At 73.8% G+C, this 16539-nt stretch carries 15 protein-coding genes; 2 read left to right on the plus strand and 13 right to left on the minus strand.

Features of this window, described 5'->3' with window-relative positions; genetic code table 11:
- Positions 1–203: 203 nt before the first annotated feature.
- The 6 genes from AB0N31_RS07565 to AB0N31_RS07590 all read right to left on the minus strand — a co-directional run bounded on the left by AB0N31_RS07565 (position 204) and on the right by AB0N31_RS07590 (position 6106).
- Positions 204–563 (minus strand): MmcQ/YjbR family DNA-binding protein, encoded by a 360-nt coding sequence (locus AB0N31_RS07565; protein ID WP_366057445.1) that lies wholly within the window; start codon positions 561–563, stop codon positions 204–206.
- A complete protein-coding gene (locus tag AB0N31_RS07570) occupies positions 560–1855 on the minus strand; it encodes a hemolysin family protein (RefSeq protein WP_366057446.1) in 1296 nt (431 codons plus the stop codon). The genes AB0N31_RS07565 and AB0N31_RS07570 overlap by 4 nt, the downstream gene beginning before the upstream one ends.
- On the minus strand, positions 1852–2349 hold the full coding sequence (gene ybeY / locus AB0N31_RS07575) for an rRNA maturation RNase YbeY (protein ID WP_366057447.1): 498 nt from the start codon (positions 2347–2349) through the stop codon (positions 1852–1854). Before ybeY ends, AB0N31_RS07570 begins: the two co-directional genes overlap by 4 nt.
- Positions 2350–2362: 13 nt before the next feature.
- A complete protein-coding gene (locus tag AB0N31_RS07580; protein WP_366057448.1) occupies positions 2363–3433 on the minus strand; it encodes a PhoH family protein in 1071 nt (356 codons plus the stop codon).
- A gap of 159 nt (positions 3434–3592) precedes the next feature.
- Entirely contained in the window at positions 3593–4714 is a 1122-nt protein-coding gene (locus AB0N31_RS07585; protein ID WP_366057449.1) for a PfkB family carbohydrate kinase, read from the minus strand.
- 102 nt (positions 4715–4816) lie between these two features.
- Positions 4817–6106, minus strand: a complete 1290-nt coding sequence (locus AB0N31_RS07590; protein ID WP_366057450.1) for a glucarate dehydratase family protein — start codon at positions 6104–6106, stop codon at positions 4817–4819.
- 303 nt (positions 6107–6409) lie between these two features.
- On the opposite strand from AB0N31_RS07590, the gene AB0N31_RS07595 reads away from it, so the two are divergent.
- Positions 6410–7756 (plus strand): MFS transporter, encoded by a 1347-nt coding sequence (locus AB0N31_RS07595; RefSeq protein WP_366057451.1) that lies wholly within the window; start codon positions 6410–6412, stop codon positions 7754–7756.
- Positions 7757–7799: 43 nt separating this feature from the next.
- Here the strand turns inward: AB0N31_RS07595 and AB0N31_RS07600 are convergent, their stop codons facing one another.
- The 5 genes from AB0N31_RS07600 to AB0N31_RS07620 form a co-directional block, all read right to left on the minus strand.
- A complete protein-coding gene (locus AB0N31_RS07600) occupies positions 7800–8789 on the minus strand; it encodes an adenosine deaminase (protein ID WP_366057452.1) in 990 nt (329 codons plus the stop codon).
- A 20-nt stretch (positions 8790–8809) separates the two neighbouring features.
- A complete protein-coding gene (locus tag AB0N31_RS07605; RefSeq protein WP_366057453.1) occupies positions 8810–9715 on the minus strand; it encodes a ribonuclease Z in 906 nt (301 codons plus the stop codon).
- A gap of 3 nt (positions 9716–9718) precedes the next feature.
- Positions 9719–10072, minus strand: a complete 354-nt coding sequence (locus AB0N31_RS07610) for a histidine triad nucleotide-binding protein (protein WP_366057455.1) — start codon at positions 10070–10072, stop codon at positions 9719–9721.
- Positions 10073–10248: 176 nt separating this feature from the next.
- Positions 10249–13452 carry a S41 family peptidase gene (locus tag AB0N31_RS07615; protein ID WP_366057456.1) on the minus strand — a complete coding sequence of 1068 codons (3204 nt, stop codon included), beginning with the start codon at positions 13450–13452 and terminating at the stop codon, positions 10249–10251.
- 62 nt (positions 13453–13514) lie between these two features.
- Positions 13515–14063 (minus strand): hypothetical protein, encoded by a 549-nt coding sequence (locus AB0N31_RS07620; protein ID WP_366057457.1) that lies wholly within the window; start codon positions 14061–14063, stop codon positions 13515–13517.
- A gap of 86 nt (positions 14064–14149) precedes the next feature.
- On the opposite strand from AB0N31_RS07620, the gene AB0N31_RS07625 reads away from it, so the two are divergent.
- Positions 14150–14533, plus strand: a complete 384-nt coding sequence (locus tag AB0N31_RS07625) for a hypothetical protein (protein ID WP_366057458.1) — start codon at positions 14150–14152, stop codon at positions 14531–14533.
- A 40-nt stretch (positions 14534–14573) separates the two neighbouring features.
- Here the strand turns inward: AB0N31_RS07625 and AB0N31_RS07630 are convergent, their stop codons facing one another.
- Entirely contained in the window at positions 14574–15320 is a 747-nt protein-coding gene (locus AB0N31_RS07630) for a 16S rRNA (uracil(1498)-N(3))-methyltransferase (protein WP_366057459.1), read from the minus strand.
- Positions 15317–16408 carry a nitronate monooxygenase gene (locus tag AB0N31_RS07635; protein WP_366057460.1) on the minus strand — a complete coding sequence of 364 codons (1092 nt, stop codon included), beginning with the start codon at positions 16406–16408 and terminating at the stop codon, positions 15317–15319. Before AB0N31_RS07635 ends, AB0N31_RS07630 begins: the two co-directional genes overlap by 4 nt.
- Positions 16409–16539: the final 131 nt, after the last annotated feature.

A 16539-nucleotide genomic window follows, 5' to 3' on the forward strand; every position in this document is an offset into this window, starting at 1 on the left:
CGCGGGTTTTTTGGTTGTTTTTTTTATTGTCGGTGGTTTCGCCCCCGGGCGCGCCCGGGGGGGTTCGGGTGGTTGTTTTCCACGGGGGGAGGGTCGCCCCGATACTGGTCGTATCGGGGCGACCCCGACAACGCGGCGAGCGTGCGTGCCGGGCGTCGCCGGGCAGACGGGACTTTCGAAACACGCCCTGGGGGCAGGGTGTCTCAGGGTCGGTCGAGGCGGAGCCGCTCCGCACGCGGCAGACCGGCCACCACCAGGTCGTAGGAGTCCTCGACCAGCTCCCGGACCACCCGGTCCGGGAGGCCGCCGTCGACGGTCACCGTGTTCCAGTGCCGCTTGTTCATGTGATAGCCCGCAACGATCAGGCCGGGGTACTCCCCGCGCAGCCGGATCGCGTCCTCCGGATCGCACTTGAGGTTCACCGTCAGGGGCTTCGCGTCCAGGCTCGTCAGCGCGAAGAGCCGGCCCCCGACCTTGAAGACCGAGATCTCCGGACGGAACGGGAAGTCCTCCACCACCGCGTCGAACGACAGGCACAGACCGCGCAGTTCCTGCGGGGTCACTCCGCCTCCTCGTCCTTCGGCGGGTCCACCGGCTCCACCAGCACCGTCACGATCTTGTTCCGGCGGCCGGCGGCGGCCTCCGCGGTCAGCCGCAGGGCACGGCCGTCGGGCAGGTCGACGGTCGAGGAGGCACCGGCGATCGGCACCCGGCCCAGCGCCTTCGCGAGCAGTCCGCCGACGGTCTCCACGTCCTCGTCGTCGTACTCCTCCAGGCCGTACAGCTCGCCGAGGTCCGTGATGTCGAGGCGTGCGGTGACCCGGTAGCGGTCCTCGCCCAGCTCCTCCACGGGCGGGAGCTCCCGGTCGTACTCGTCGGTGATCTCCCCGACGATCTCCTCGAGGATGTCCTCGATGGTGACGATGCCCGCGGTGCCGCCGTACTCGTCGATGACCACGGCGACGTGGTTGCGCTCCTGCTGCATCTCGCGCAGCAGGTCGCCGGCGTTCTTGGTGTCGGGGACGAACGTGGCGGGCCGCATCGCCGTCGACACCAGGTCGCTCTCCGAGTCCCGGCTGATGTGCGTCCTGCGGACCAGGTCCTTGAGGTACACGATCCCGACGATGTCGTCCTCGCTCTCCCCGGTGACGGGTATCCGCGAGAAACCGGAGCGCAGGGCAAGGGTGAGGGCCTGACGGATCGTCTTGTACCGCTCGATGACGACCAGGTCGGTCCTCGGCACCATGACCTCGCGCACGAGCGTGTCGCCCAGCTCGAAGACCGAGTGCACCATCCGGCGCTCGTCGTCCTCGATCAGCGACTCCTTCTCCGCGAGGTCGACCAGCGCGCGCAGCTCCGCCTCGGAGGCGAACGGGCCGCGCCGGAAGCCCTTGCCCGGCGTGAGCGCGTTGCCGATGAGGATCAGCAGCGACGGGATCGGGCCCATGATCCGCGCCAGCGGCAGCAGCACGTACGCCGCCGCCGTCGCCGTGTTCAGCGGGTGCTGGCGGCCGATGGTGCGCGGGGAGACGCCCACCGCGACGTACGACACGAGGACCATCACGCCGATCGCGGCCAGCAGCGCGGGCGTCGTGCCGTCGATCGTCTTCAGGCAGGCGTGGGTGACCAGTGCCGCCGCCGCCATCTCGCAGACCACGCGGACCAGCAGCGCCACGTTGAGGTAGCGGGTCGGGTCGGCCGCGACCTGCGCGAGTTTCGCGCTGCCGCGCCGGCCGGAGCGGACGGCCTCCTCGGCACGGAAACTGGAGACGCGCGCGAGGCCGGCCTCCGCGCAGGCGGCGAGCCACGCCACGACGACCAGGGCGATCGCACCGGCGACGAGGGGAAGGCTCATGACACGGTCGGGGCCGGGGACGGGCCGGTGTGGCCCTTCTCCGCACGCCAGCCGTCCACGATGGCCGCCTGGAGGCCGAACATCTCGGCCTTCTCGTCGGGCTCCTCGTGGTCGTAGCCCAGCAGGTGCAGCACGCCGTGGACGGTGAGCAGCTGGAGCTCCTCGTCCATGGAGTGCCGCGTCGGCGCTTCCTCCCCCTGCTTCTTCGCGACCTCGGGGCACAGCACGATGTCGCCGAGCAGTCCCTGCGGGGGCTCGTCGTCGTCCTTCGACGGCGGACGCAGCTCGTCCATCGGGAAGGACATGACGTCCGTCGGCCCCGGCAGGTCCATCCACTGGATGTGCAGCTGCTCCATGGCGTCGGCGTCCACGACGATCACCGACAGCTCGGAGAGCGGGTGGATGCGCATCCGCGCGAGCGCGTAGCGGGCGATGTCGAGGATCGCCTGCTCGTCGACCTCGGTTCCGGACTCGTTGTTGACGTCGATCGACATGGTGGTGCTCGGTCTACTTCCCCTTGGGCCCGGACTTGCCCCGGCCGCCCTTGTGCGTGCCGTTCTCCGTGCCGTGCGTGTCGTCGTACTTCTCGTACGCGTCGACGATACGGCCCACCAGCTTGTGCCGTACGACGTCCTGGGACGACAGCCGGGAGAAGTGGACGTCCTCCACGCCCTCCAGGATGTCCTGGACCTGACGCAGCCCGGACCTGGTGCCGCTCGGCAGGTCGACCTGCGTCACGTCACCGGTGATCACGATCTTCGAGTCGAAGCCGAGCCGGGTGAGGAACATCTTCATCTGCTCGGGGCTCGTGTTCTGGGCCTCGTCCAGGATGATGAAAGCATCATTGAGGGTACGGCCCCTCATGTACGCCAGCGGCGCCACCTCGATCGTCCCCGCGGCCATCAGCTTCGGGATCGAGTCCGGGTCGAGCATGTCGTGGAGGGCGTCGTACAGCGGGCGCAGGTAGGGGTCGATCTTCTCGTAGAGGGTGCCGGGGAGGAAGCCGAGGCGTTCGCCGGCCTCGACCGCCGGGCGGGTCAGGATGATGCGGTTGACCTGCTTGGACTGGAGCGCCTGGACCGCCTTGGCCATCGCCAGGTACGTCTTGCCGGTGCCGGCGGGACCGATGCCGAAGACGATCGTGTGCTTGTCGATCGCGTCGACGTACCGCTTCTGGTTGAGGGTCTTGGGTCTGATCGTGCGACCGCGCGAGGACAGGATGTTCTGCGTCAGAACCTCGGCCGGGGTCTCCTGGCCGTCGTTCGTCCCGTTCTCACTCGCCCGCAGCATGGCGATCGAGCGTTCCACTGCGTCCTCCGTCATCGGCTGCCCGGTGCGGAGCACCAGCATCATCTCGTCGAACAGGCGCTGGACCATGGCGACTTCCCGCGGGTCGCCGACCGCGCTGATCTCATTGCCCCGGACATGGATGTCGGCCGCCGGGAAAGCCGTCTCGATCACGCGCAGAAGGGAATCTCCGGACCCCAGCACGGTCACCATGGGGTGCTGGGCGGGAACGGTGAACTGTGCTCTCGCCTCGCCCTGCGCGGGCGTGTGAGCTGTCGGTGTCTGAGTCATAGGCCGGCCCGAAGGCCTCTACGTCCTCCCGGATACGACTCGCCTGCCACGAGGGCGGCCTGGCGATTTCCAGGGTACGCCAGGGGGCTGACAACGCCGTAGGGCTTTTCGCACAAGGGGCGGCCCGCGGCCGGAGTCCCGGGCGGGCGGTGTCCCGGCTCAGGCCGAGCGGCCGAACCCGATGGTGGGGACCGCTCGGCGGCGGGGCCACGGGGTGACCTCCCGGGTGGGCAGCAGGTCCTCCAGGAACGCGTACCGCCGCAGTGCCTCCGGGTTCTGGGTCTCCACCGACTGCACGCGGCGCCACCAGGCGGCGACCTCGGACCAGCCGGGCGCGGACAGCGAGCCGCCGAACTCCTGGACGGACAGGGCGGCGGTCAGGCCGGCGAAGGCCAGGCGGTCCGCGAGCGGCCATTCGGCCAGCGTGCCCGTGACGAAACCGGCCACGAAGACGTCCCCCGCGCCGGTGGGGTCGAGGGCCTCGACGGCGATCGCGGGGACCTCCGCGGTCTCGCCCGTGCGGCCGTCCACGGCGTAGGCGCCCTCGGCGCCGAGGGTGACGACCGCGAGCGGTACGTGCTCGGTGAGGGCGTGGGCCGCGGCGCGCGGGCAGGTGGCGCCCGTGTAGCGCATGGCCTCCTGCGCGTTGGGCAGGAAGGCCTCGCAGTGCTCCAGGTCGGCCAGGCCCGCCAGGTCCCAGGCGCCCGTGTCGTCCCAGCCGACGTCCGCGAAGACGCGGGTGCCGCGGCTCGCCGCCTGCGCGATCCAGGAGTCGCGCCGGCCGGGGACGAGGGAGGCCACGGCGGCCCTGGCGTGCGGCGGGGAGGCGGGGGCGGGCTCCTCCGGGGGCGGTTCGTGGCCGTGGGAGACCATCGTGCGTTCGCCCTCGTACGCCATCGAGACGGTGACCGGGGAGTGCCAGCCGGGGACCGTGCGCGACGTGGTCAGGTCGATGCCCTCGCCCTGTTCGAGGGTGTCCCAGCAGTACTCGCCGTAGTGGTCGTCGCCGAAGGCGGCGGCGAGGGCGGTCCGCAGGCCCAGGCGGGCCAGGGCGGTGGCCATGTTGGCCACGCCGCCGGGGCTGGAGCCCATGCCGCGAGCCCAGGACTCGGTGCCGCGGACGGGGGCGGAGTCCAGGCCGGTGAAGACGATGTCGAGGAAGACGGTGCCGGTGAGGTAGACGTCCCAGGGCGGGTCCGTGGGGGCGCGCCGGGCGGACAGGGGGTCCACCTGGGCCTGGCGCGGGTGCCGGTGGTGTCCCTCTCCGGTGGACGCGGTCACGGTGTGCTCCCTGACGTGGTGCCGATCCGGCCAGTGTGCACCACGTCGGGGAGGACGCGTCGGCGTCGGGGGCGGGGTGTCGCCGGGGCGGCCGGCGGGCCGTCACCAGCGGGGGACGGCGGGGGTCGTCCAGGTCGGGGTCGCCGCGCGCATCGCCGCCTCGTCGTCCCGGTCGCGGTAGGTGCCCTTGTCGTCGAGCCAGCGCCGGTGGAGGTGGTGGAGGCGGTCGCGGTCGAGTTCGACGCCCAGGCCCGGGGTGTCGGGGACGGTGACCTTGCCGTCGGTGAAGGCGAGGCGGTCGGTGAGGACGTCCTCGGACTGCCAGGGGTAGTGGGAGTCGCAGGCGTGGCGCAGGTCGGGGACGGTGGCGGCGACGTGGGTCATGGCGGCGAGGCTGATGCCGAGGTGGGTGTTGGAGTGCATGGACACGCCGACGCCGAAGGTGCGGCAGATCGCGGCCAGGTGCTGGGTGTTGCGCAGGCCGCCCCAGTAGTGGTGGTCGGAGAGGACGACCTGGACGGCGTCGCGGGCGAAGGCCTCCCGTATCTCGGCGAACGTCGTCACGCACATGTTGGTGGCGAGCGGTACGCCGGTTCCGGCCGCCACCTCGGCCATGGCGGGGGTGCCGAGCGCGGGGTCCTCCAGGTATTCGAGGACGTCCTCGAGTTCCCGGGCCACGCGCAGTGAGGTCGCGACGCTCCAGGCGCCGTTGGGGTCCAGGCGGAGGGGGTGGCCGGGGAAGGCCTCGGCGAGGGCGCGTACGGCGGCGATCTCCTCGTCGGGCGGGAAGACGCCGCCCTTGAGCTTGAAGGAGGTGAAGCCGTACCGCTCCTTGAACGTGCGGGCCTGCTCGACGATGCCGGCCGGGTCGACCGCCGCGCCCCAGTCGTCCTTCTCGTGGGGCACCTCCCGGGGGTGGTCGGCCCACTTGTAGAAGAGGTAGGCGCTGTACTCGACGGCGTCGCGCACCTTGCCGCCGAGCAGGCGGTGCACCGGCAGGCCGAGGGACTTGCCGAGGGCGTCCAGGCAGGCGACCTCGAAGGCGGAGATCACCGACAGGCGCAGTTTGTCGGCCGTCTGGACGCCCCGCAGGCCGCCGACGTCCACCTGGTCGGAGATGCGGGAGCGGTCCACGTCCACCTCGTCCCCGAGGGTGAACAGGGCGTTCAGGTCGCTGACCGGTCGGCCGACGAGCTTCTTCGCGTAGGGACGGGCCAGGTCGAGGTACTTGGTGTCGCCGTAGGTCTCGCCCAGGCCCGTGACGCCGTCCGCCGTGACGATCTCCACGATGAGGCGCGGGGTGTACGGCTGGTGCACGCCCTGGGTGTTGAGGAGGGGCGGGTCGGCGATCAGGATCGGCGTCAGCCGTACGTCCGTGACGGTGAGGTCCACCCGGCCATCTCCCTGTGCGAAAGTCGTCCACGTATGAAGATGGAGGCTAGATACATGGACCGCTGGGCGTCAACGGAGCCGTAGACGCGCGGGGCCGGCCGGGGACGGTGAGGGCACACGCCTTTCCCCGGCGGATCACCGACCAAACCGATAGTGGCCCACATCACTCTTGTCCCGCTTCTGCTCGCAACTGCGTGCTTGATACAAATTGGCCGCGCGTTCCTGTCCCTCGACGGTCGTCGCTCCTCCCCTCTTCTTGAGCCGCTCCTCTCGGGCCGCTCCTTCGCCTGCCCTGGAACGCCCGTGTTCGCGCCCCGCACCACCCCCTGGCCCCTCGTCGCCCTTTTCACGGCCGGGTATCTCGCTCCCTACCTGCTGCCGACCGTCGTGGGACGGCTGGACTCGGGGCTCTCCCTGTCGGCCACCCAGGCCGGGGCCGTCGGCAGCGCGCTGCTGCTGAGTTCGGCCTCGGCCGGGTTCGCGCTGGCCTCGCGCGTCGAGCGGATCGGGGCCCGCACCCTGGCCCGCACCGGCCTGGTGCTCGCCGTCGCCGGGTACGGCGGAGCCGCTCTCGCCGGGAGCGTGCCGGCGGTCGTCGCGGGCGCGGTGCTGGGCGGATTCGGGTCCGGTACGGCCACGACGGTCGCCGCCACCCGGATCGCCGCCGAACCCGACCCGCACCGCGCCTCCACGCTCGGCCTGCTCGGGGTGTCCGCGCTCGCGGGCGCCGTCTACCTGACGGTGCCGCACCTGGGGCCCGGACACGGGCAGCCGCTGGCCGCGATCGCCCTCACCGCCGTCGCCGTGTGGCCGCTGACCGGGCGGCTTCCGGGGCGTGCGGTCCCCGCTCCGGCCCGGCTCGCGGGCGGTTCCGCACGGCTGCCGCACCTGCGGTCCGGGCTGTTGCTGGCGGCCGCCATGCCGTGCTGGTCGCTGGTGCAGAACTCCCTGTGGGGGGTCAGCGGGCGCATCGGCCTGACGCAGGCGGGGCTCGGCGAGGCCGGCGTCGGGGTCGTCTTCGCCGTGGCGCTCGGCGCCGGGCTGCTGGGGGTCCTGGGCGCGGGGGCGTTGGGCGCGCGGCTGGGCCGGGCGCTGCCCATCGGCGGTGGGACCGTGCTGATCGCCGGGTGCGTCGTGGTCAGCGCGTCGGCCACCGGTCCGGGGAGTTTCGCGGCGGGCGAGATCGCCTGGAACGTCCTCTACCCGGTCGTGCTGTCGTACCTGATCGGTCTGGCCGCCTCGCTCGACCCGCGCGGGCGCTGGGCGGTGCTGGTCGGCTCGGCGTCCTCGCTGGGGACGGCGGCGGGGCCGCTGACCGGGAGCCTGCTGTCGGCGCGGGCCGGTTTCCCGGTGATGGGGCTGGTGCTGGGCGCCGGGCTGCTGGTGGCGGCGGTGCCGATGTCCGTCGTCGCGCTGCACGCGGGCGGACGTCCGCTGCTGCCGGGTGCGGTCCGGCGGCGCGGCGGGACCCCGGCGGCCGTCCTCGCCGCGTCCACCGGCGCGCCCGGCGGAGCGGTGCCCCGGGTGGGCGCGGCGGAGCAGGAGGTCGTGGAGATCGCGGTGGAGGTCCCGGCGGGCGTGTCCGCCCAGGGGGCCTACGACACCGCCGGGCCCCGGCGGGCGGGTGCCGCGCCGGGCGCCGGGCGGTAGGTCTCCCGATCGGGCGTCCCGGCGGCGCGGGCGACCGGTCCGCTCAGAACCGGTAGGCGTCGACCTCGGCCAGGTAGCGCGTCCGCCGCTCCTCGTCGTCCTCCAGGAAGGAGGCGACGAAGGAGTTGCGGGCCAGTTCGCGCAGCCGCTCCTCGTCCAGGCCCAGCTCCGACCGTACGGCGTCGAAGTTGTCGCCCGCGTAGCCGCCGAAGTAGGCCGGGTCGTCGGAGTTGACCGTGCAGAGCAGCCCGGCGTCGAGCATGGCGGGCAGCGGGTGGTCGGCGAGGACGTCGACCGTCCGCAGCCGGACGTTGGACAGCGGGCACAGCGTCAGCGGGATCCGCTCCCGCACCAGCCGCTCCACCAGCGCCGGGTCCTCCATGCAGCGCAGGCCGTGGTCGACGCGCTCGATCCCGAGGACGTCGAGGGCCTCGGTGATGTACTCCGGCGGCCCCTCCTCGCCGGCGTGCGCCACCCGCCGCAGGCCGAGGGCGGCGGCGGCCTCGTAGACCTCGCGGAACTTGGCGGGCGGATGCCCGACCTCCGCCGAGTCCAGCCCGACGCCGGTGATCCGATCGAGGTGGGGCTTCGCGGCGTCGAGGGTCTCCAGCGCCGACTCGGCGGACTCGTCGCGCAGGAAGCACATGATCAGCCGGGTGGAGACGCCGTGGTTCGCCTCGCTGCCGCCGAGCGCCCGCCACAGCCCCTCGACGACCGTGCCCATTCCGACACCCCGGGCGAGGTGGGCCTGCGGGTCGAAGAAGATCTCCGCGTGCCGTACGCCCTGGGCGGCGGCACGGGCGAGGTAGGCGTTCGCCAGGTCCTCGAAGTCCCGCTCGGTGCGCAGGACCGCCATCAGCTCGTAGTACAGGTTCAGGAACGACTGGAGGTCCTCGAACCGGTACGCCTCGCGGAGCGCCTCGGTGTCGGCGTACGGCAGCGCGACACCGTTGCGGGCGGCCAGCTCGAAGGCCAGCTCCGGCTCCAGGGTGCCTTCGATGTGCAGGTGCAGTTCAGCTTTGGGGAGGGGCATCAAAGCATCGTACGGGTGCTTTACCGGCGTTTCGGAACCGGCACCCGCAGCAGGTCGTACGCCACCGTCAGCTCCCCGGCGAACCCGGCCGCCCGCGCCTGCCGCTCGAACTCGGCGGGTTCGCCGTAGCGCTGGCTGAAGTGGGTGAGCACGAGGTGCCGGACCCCGGCGTCCCGCGCGACCCGTCCGGCCTGACCGGCGGTCAGATGGCCGTGCTCGTCGGCGAGCCGCTCGTCCTCGTCGAGGAACGTCGACTCGATGACCAGCAGGTCGCAGCCCTCGGCCAGCTCCCCCACGCCGTCGCACAGGCGGGTGTCCATGACGAACGCGAAGCGCTGCCCGCGCCGCACTTCGCTGACCTCCTCCAGCGACACCCCGCCGACCGAGCCCTCCCGCTGGATGCGGCCGACGTCGGGTCCCCGCACGCCGTGCGCCGCGAGCCGGTCGGGCAGCATCCGGCGGCCGTCGGGCTCGATCAGGCGGTAGCCGTAGGACTCGACCGGGTGGGAGAGCCTGCGGGCCTGAAGCGTGTACGACGCGGTGACGGCGAGGGGCCCGTCGCCGTCGACCGGGACCTCGGTGACGCCGACGGTCTCGCGGTAGGCGGTGGCGTACCGGAGCCGGTCGAAGAAGTGCTGCCCGGACCGCGGGAAGTGGGCGGTCACCGGGTGCGGGACCCGGTCGAGGTTGACGCGCTGGATCACCCCGGCGACGCCGAGGCAGTGGTCGCCGTGGAAGTGCGTGACGCAGATCCGGTGCAGGTCGTGCGCGGCGACCCCGGCCCGCAGCATCTGGCGCTGGGTGCCCTCGCCGGGATCGAAGAGGATGCCCTCGCCGTCCCAGCGCAGGAGATAGCCGTTGTGATTGCGGTGCCGGGTCGGGACCTGGCTGGCGGTGCCCAGGACCACCAGTTCACGTACGGACACGGCTCAGCCGGGGGGCCACTGCAGGCCACGGCCGCCGAGGACGTGCGCGTGGGCGTGCCAGACGGTCTGGCCGGCGCCGCTGCCGGTGTTGAAGACGATGCGGTAGCTCTCCAGCTTCTCCTGGTCGGCGACCGCCTGCGTCTCGCGCAGGACGTCCGCGGCGAGCTGCGGCGCCTCGGCGGCGAGGGCGGCGGCGTCCACGTGGTGCGCCTTGGGGATCACCAGGACGTGCGTGGGCGCCTGGGGGTTTATGTCCCGGAAGGCGATGGTCGTCCCGGTCTCCCGGACGATCGTCGCGGGGATCGTCCCCGCCACGATCTTGCAGAACAGACAGTCGTCCTGCGGCTCGCCTGGCATAGGGGTGTCTCCTCACGCCGGTCTGATCAGTACGCAGGCATGGTAGCGAGCGCCGGGCCGATCCAGCCCGTCCGGGGGCGCCCCCTCCGGGCGAGTTCGAGGACGAGGCCGTCCGGGCCGGAAGCGGGGGCCCGGGGGCGGCAGCCCCCGCGGGCGGCCACCCCGACACCGGCGAACTACGACTCCGGCAACGGCGGAGCCGTCTTCGCCGGCGTCTCCTCCAGTGCGAGCAGTGCCAGCCGTACCGCCTCCTCCACCTGCGGGTCCCGGCCCGCCACGTGGTCCTGGGGGCGGATCACCACCTCCACGTCCGGGTCGACGCCGCGGTTCTCCACGCCCCAGCCGTAACCCTCCAGCCAGATCGCGTACTTGGGCTGGGTGACCAGCGTCCCGTCGACCAGCCGGTACCGGCTGTCGATGCCGATCGTGCCGCCCCAGGTGCGGGTCCCGACCACCGGCCCGATGCCCAGCGCCTTGACCGCCGCGTTGACGATGTCCCCGTCGGAGCCGGAGAACTCGTCGGCGACCGCGACGACGGGCCCGCGCGGCGCGTCCTCCGGATAGCTGTACGGCCGCATCCCGCGCGGCACGTCCCAGCCGACGATCCGCCGCGCCAGCTTCTCCACGACGAGCTGGGAGGTGTGCCCGCCCCGGTTCTCGCGGACGTCCACGACGAGGCCCTCGCGGGCCACCTCCACCCGCAGGTCGCGGTGGATCTGGGCCCAGCCGGGGGCCTGCATGTCGGGCACGTGGAGGTAGCCGAGCCGGCCGCCGGACCTCTCGTGCACGTACGCCCGCCGATCCGCGACCCAGGCGTGGTAGCGCAGCGGCCCCTCGTCGTCGACGGGGACGACGACGGCGTGCCGGGGTTCGCCCCCGCCGGCCGGCGACACGGTCAGCTCGACGGCCCTGCCCGCCGTGCCGACGAGGAGCGGTCCGGGTCCGGTGACCGGGTCCACGGGGTGCCCGGCGACGGCGAGGATCGCGTCGCCCGCGCGCACCGCGACGCCGGGCGCGGCGAGCGGGGAGCGGGCGTCGGGATCGGAGGTCTCCGACGGCAGGATCCGGTCGATGCGCCAACCGCCGTCGTCGTGACGGGAGATGTCGGCGCCGAGCAGACCCTGGCGGGCGCCGCCGCCGTAGCCGCGGGGGACGACGTAGGCGTGCGAGGTGCCGAGTTCGCCGTGCACCTCCCACAGGACGTCGACGAGGTCGTCGCGGGTGGCGACCCGGTCGAGGAGCGGCCGGTAGCGGTCGAGGACGCCGTCCCAGTCGATTCCGCCGAGGTCGGGCAGCCAGAAGTTGTCCCTCATGAGGCGGCCGGTCTCGTCGTACATCTGGCGCCACTCGGCGGCCGGGTCGACGATCTGGCGGACCCGGCCGAGGTCGACGGTGAGGTTGGTGTCGCTGTCCTCGTCGCCGGAGGCGCGCCGGTCGCCGGGGACGACCTTGAGCTTGCCGTCGGACCGCAGCAGCAGCCGCTTGCCGTCGCCGCTGACCTCGAAGGCGTCGGCGTCGGGGGCGAGGTGTTCGAGGCGCTGCCGGACGAGGTCGTAGCGTTCCAGCTCGGTGCCGGGACCGGGGTCGTCGGGGGTGGCGCGGGAGGCGCCGAGGACACCGCGCACGGGGTGCCGCAACCACAGCACGCCGTCCTTGGCGGCGCGCAGCCCCGAGTAGCGGCCGGCCTCGACGGGGAAGGGCACGATCCGGTCGGCGAGGCCCTCCAGGTCGATCCGGGTGGCCGGGGTGCCCTCGCTGTCGGGGGTCTCGTCCTTGTCGGGTGCCTCGAAGGGGCGGCCGTGCCGCTGCGGGCCGAACGGCGAGGGGGTGGTCGCGGCCAGCGGGATGAGGTACGGGCGGGCTCCTTCGATGAAGGAGAGGTCGAAGGCGTGCTCGTCGTAGACCGGGTCGAAGGCGCGCGTCGACAGGAACGCGAGGTGCTTGCCGTCGAGGGTGAAGGCGGGCGCGTAGTCGTGGAAGCGCAGCGGGGTCGCCTCGGTGACCGACAGGTCCGCGGTGTTGGCGAGCCTGAGCCCGCTGAGCGGGCGCGGGCCGGGGTGCGACCAGGCCAGCCAGGCCGAGTCGGGTGAGAAGACGAGGCCGCCGACGTCGCCGTCCTCGCTGCGGTCGACCTCGCGGACCTCGCCGGTCTCCCGCTCGACGAGCAGCAGCCGCCCGTCGTGCGCGGCGACGGCGGCCCGGCTGCCGTCGGGGGCCATGGCCAGTTCCACCACCCGGCCGAGGCGTCCGGCGGCCAGCCGGCGCGGGGTGGCGCCCGATGCCGGGCCGGTGGCGGGGGCGAACTCCAGGGCGTCCTCGCCCTCGGCGTCGGTCACCCACACCACCCATTCCTCACCCTCCGTGCGGAAGGTGCGCGGCAGCCGGGCCCGCACGCCGGGTTCGGCGGCCAGGGCGCGGGCGGGACCGTGGCGGTGGGTGACCCAGTGGACGGCACCGCGCACCTCGACGGCGCTGCCGCGCGCGGTGTGGTCGGGGGCGGCGGAGCCCAGCCAGCGGGCGGCGGGCACCGGGTGCGGCCGCCGGTCGGTGCGCTGCCCGCCGAGCCGGACGTCGAGGCGGCGCGGCTCGGCGCCGTCGAGGTCGTCCAGGATCCACAGTTCACCGGCGGAGCAGTACACGACGCGGTCGCCGTCCCCGGCCGCGTGCCGGGCGTAGAACGTGTCGAGGGGCGTGTGGCGCCGCAGGTCGGAGCCGTCGGCGAGGGAGGAGTACAGCGCGCCGGTGCCCTCGTGGTCGGAGAGGAAGGCGATGCGGTCGCCGGCCCACACCGGGTACTCGATGTTGCCGTCGAGGTCCTCGTGCAGCCGCGTGAACTCGCCGTCGCCGTCCCGGTCGATCCACAGCTTGCCGGCCGTGCCGCCCCGGTAGCGCTTCCAGTGGGCGGCCTCGCGCCCCATGGACGCGGACACCAGCACGGTGTGCGGGCCGAAGGCGACCCCGCCGACGGGCCCGTACGGCAGGGTGGTGGCCGGTCCGCCGTCGAGCGGGACCGCGCGGGCCCAACTGCGGCGCCCGCTCGCCTGGTCGTGGGTGCTCAGCACGAGCACCCGGCCGTCGGGGGTCCAGCCGCGCACCCTGGTCTGCGGGCTGCCCCAGTACGTGAGCCGGGTGGCGGGGCCGCCGTCGACCGGGGCGACGTGCACCTCGGGGGCGCCGTCGCGGGTGGAGGTCCAGGCGACGGTGGTGCCGTCGGGTGAGATGCGGGGCAGGGTGACCGGCGTGTTGTCGGCGCTGACCCGCCAGGCGCGCCCGCCGTCGAGGGGCGCGAGCCACACGTCGTCCTCGGCGGTGAAGGCCACCGACTCGCCCTGCAGGTGCGGGAATCGGAAGTACGCGGCAGGCGTCACGGGCTGTGTCACCCGATCACTCTAGGCAAGGGCGGCGGTGACCGACAGGGGTTCTGACCGGTCGGCCGCCCGGGTCACTTGGTGCCGGCGGACCCGCAGCGTGTGTCGTCCCCGCACCGGACCGTCCGGGTGACGGTCACGGTGACCGTGGGCCGCCCGGGTTCGGCGGGCTGCGCGGAGCGGGGCGGGACGAGCGGCGAGGGGGTGGCGGACCCGCAGTCGCCGAGCCCGCTCACCTGGAACAGCTGCTTGTCGCCGACGTCCGCGCGGAGGTCGCCGCGCACGCAGGAGCCGTCGACGGCGCGCGTGACGTGGCCGGTGACGGCGATGTCCCGCCCGTTGCCGGTCTCGCCCTCGCAGTCGACGGAGGCGACGGTCCCCCGGCCCCCGGAGGCGCCGTCGTCGCCGTAGTCGGCGGTGCAGGTCAGCCACCGCACGTCGACGTCCCGGCGCTCGATCTCGGCGGTCGCCGCCTCGTCGGTGGTGTACGCGACGGCCGCCGAGCCCATCCCGCCGGGCTCGCACGCCACCGCGCCGGCCACGGCCAGGACCGCCAGCCCCGCCACCGCCACCGCACGTGTCCCGCGCGCCCGGCCCCGCATCCTCGTCCTCCATGCCCCCATGGAGGGCAGCCTGCCACCGCCGGCGAGGACGCGGTAGAGCGCTTAACGCCATGCGCCGCACCGCCGCACCGATCTACGGTGACCGCATGCGCGACCGCCGCCGCCCGAGGAAACTGATCGTCGACGACACGACCGCCTACCTGTGGACGGTCCGCCACCGGCACCGGGACGGCCGGGGCTGCCGGGACGTCCTCACCCTGATCCGGGACGGCGTGCGCACCAGGATCGTCTTCCGCGAGGGCGAGGGCCGTTACGTCGGCGGCGGCGCGTACACGCACGCGGGCGGCGTCGGCGACCGCGCCCACCACCTCAACCTGCACAGGCCCGGCACGGTGCGCGCGCTCGTCGACGAGGCCGTCCGCCGCCGGCTGCTGCCGCACGGGGGGAAGCGGGAGCGGGAGTTGGACGGCTGGATCCTGTTCGACGCCCTCGGTCGCGCGGCGACCACGCCCGAAGCCCCACCGGACTGACCTGGTTCTCGGAGGCGGACGGGTGAGGACCGGCGGCCGGTCAGGACCAGCGGCCGGTCCGCCCCAGGAGCAGGGCGGCGGCGGCCGTCCCGGCGGTCGAGGTCCGCAGCACGCTGCGCCCCAGCCGGTACGCCCTGGCACCGGCCCCCTCGAAGAGCGCCAGCTCCTCCGGGGAGACGCCCCCTTCGGGTCCGACGACGAGCACGATCTCCCCGTCCGCGGGAAGCGGCGCGGTCGCCAGCGGCTCGCTGCCGTAGTCGCGGTCCTCGTGGAGCACGGCCGCGAAGTCGGCCCGGGCCAGCAGTGCCGCCACCTGCCTGGTGGTCGCGGCGTCGGCGACCTCGGGGAAGCGGACCCGGCGGGACTGCTTGCCGGCCTCGCGGGCGGTCGCCCGCCACTTGGCGAGCGCCTTCAGCCCGCGGTCGCCCTTCCACTGGGTGATGCAGCGGGACGCGGACCAGGGCACGATCGCGTCGACGCCGGTCTCGGTCATCGTCTCGACGGCCAGTTCGCCCCGGTCGCCCTTGGGCAGCGCCTGGACGACGGTGATCCGCGGCGCCTCTGCGGGCTCCTCCGCCACCTGGGCCAGATCGACGACGAGCCGGTCCTTGCCCTCGGCGGCGACGACCTCGCCCCGCGCCCAGCGGCCGGTGCCGTCGGTGAGGACGACCTCCTCACCGGCCCGCAGCCGCTTCACGGAGACGGCGTGCCGTCCCTCGGGCCCGTCCAGTACGAACTCGGCCGGACCGCCCGGCAGTTCGTCGACGACGAAGACGGGGGCGGTCATCGCGCACCGCCCGCGCCGGCCGCGCCGCCGTCCGACGACGCCGTCCTCGCCGCGTCGAGTTCGGCCGTCAGCACCTCCACCAGCCGACCGGCGGGCAGGGTGCGGGCCAGCCGGTGTCCCTGGCCGGCCCACAGCGCCATGCCCTGCGCGTCGCCCGCCTTCGCGGCGGCCTTGCGCAGCGGCGAGGTCAGGTGGTGGACCTCGGGGTAGGCGGCGGGCGCGTACGGTCCGTGCTCGCGCAGGAAGCGGTTGACGAGGCCGCGGGCCGGGCGTCCGGAGAAGGCGCGGGTCAGTTCCGTGCGCACGAAGAGCGGGTCGGTGAGCGCCTCCTTGTGCACGGCGGCCGCGCCGGACTCGGGCGTCGCGAGGAAGGCGGTGCCGAGCTGGGCGGCGCTCGCCCCGGCGGCGAGGACGGCGGCGATCTGGCTGCCCCGCATGAGGCCGCCCGCGGCGATCAGCGGCAGGCCGACGGCCTCCCGGACCTGGGCGACCAGCGACAGCAGGCCGATCCCGGAGCCGTCGTTCTCGGGGATGTCGCGGTGGGTGCCCTGGTGTCCGCCGGCCTCCACGCCCTGCACGATCACCGCGTCCGCGCCGGCCCGCTCGACCGCGACGGCCTCCTCCACGGTGGTCGCGGTGACCAGGGTGAACGTGCCGGCCCGGCGCAGCGCGGCCAGCGCGTCCGGGCCGGGGACGCCGAAGTGGAACGAGGCCACCGGCACCGGGTTGTCCAGCAGTACCGCCAGTTTGGCGTCGTAGCCGTCGTCGCGGCCGCTGTCCGGATCGCCCAGTTCGGCTCCGTACCAGGCGGCCTCACCGGCCAGCTGGTGGGCGTAGACCTCGACGGCGCCGGTCTCGGCGTGCTCGGGCTGCGGCATGAACAGGTTCACGCCGAAGGGCCGGGAGGTCAGGCTCCGCAGTTGCTTGATCTCCTGGTACATGCCGTCGGCGGTCTTGTACCCGGCGGCCAGGAAGCCCAGCCCGCCGGCCTCGGACACGGCGGCGGCGAGCTGCGGGAGGGAGACGCCGCCCGCCATGGGGGCCTGCACGATCGGGAGAGGGAGGAGATCGGTCAGTGCGGAGGACATGACGGCATGTTGTCACGTCGCCCGGACGAGTCCGAATCCAGCCCGTCCGGCATTCGCGGAGGGGCCGTCCGGGCCGAGAGCGGGGGTCCGGGGGCACGGCCCCCGGGGGGACGGGACGGGGAAGCGGCGGC

Origin of the sequence: Streptomyces sp. NPDC051051 (assembly GCF_040682975.1) — a bacterium.
GTDB lineage: Bacteria > Actinomycetota > Actinomycetes > Streptomycetales > Streptomycetaceae > Streptomyces.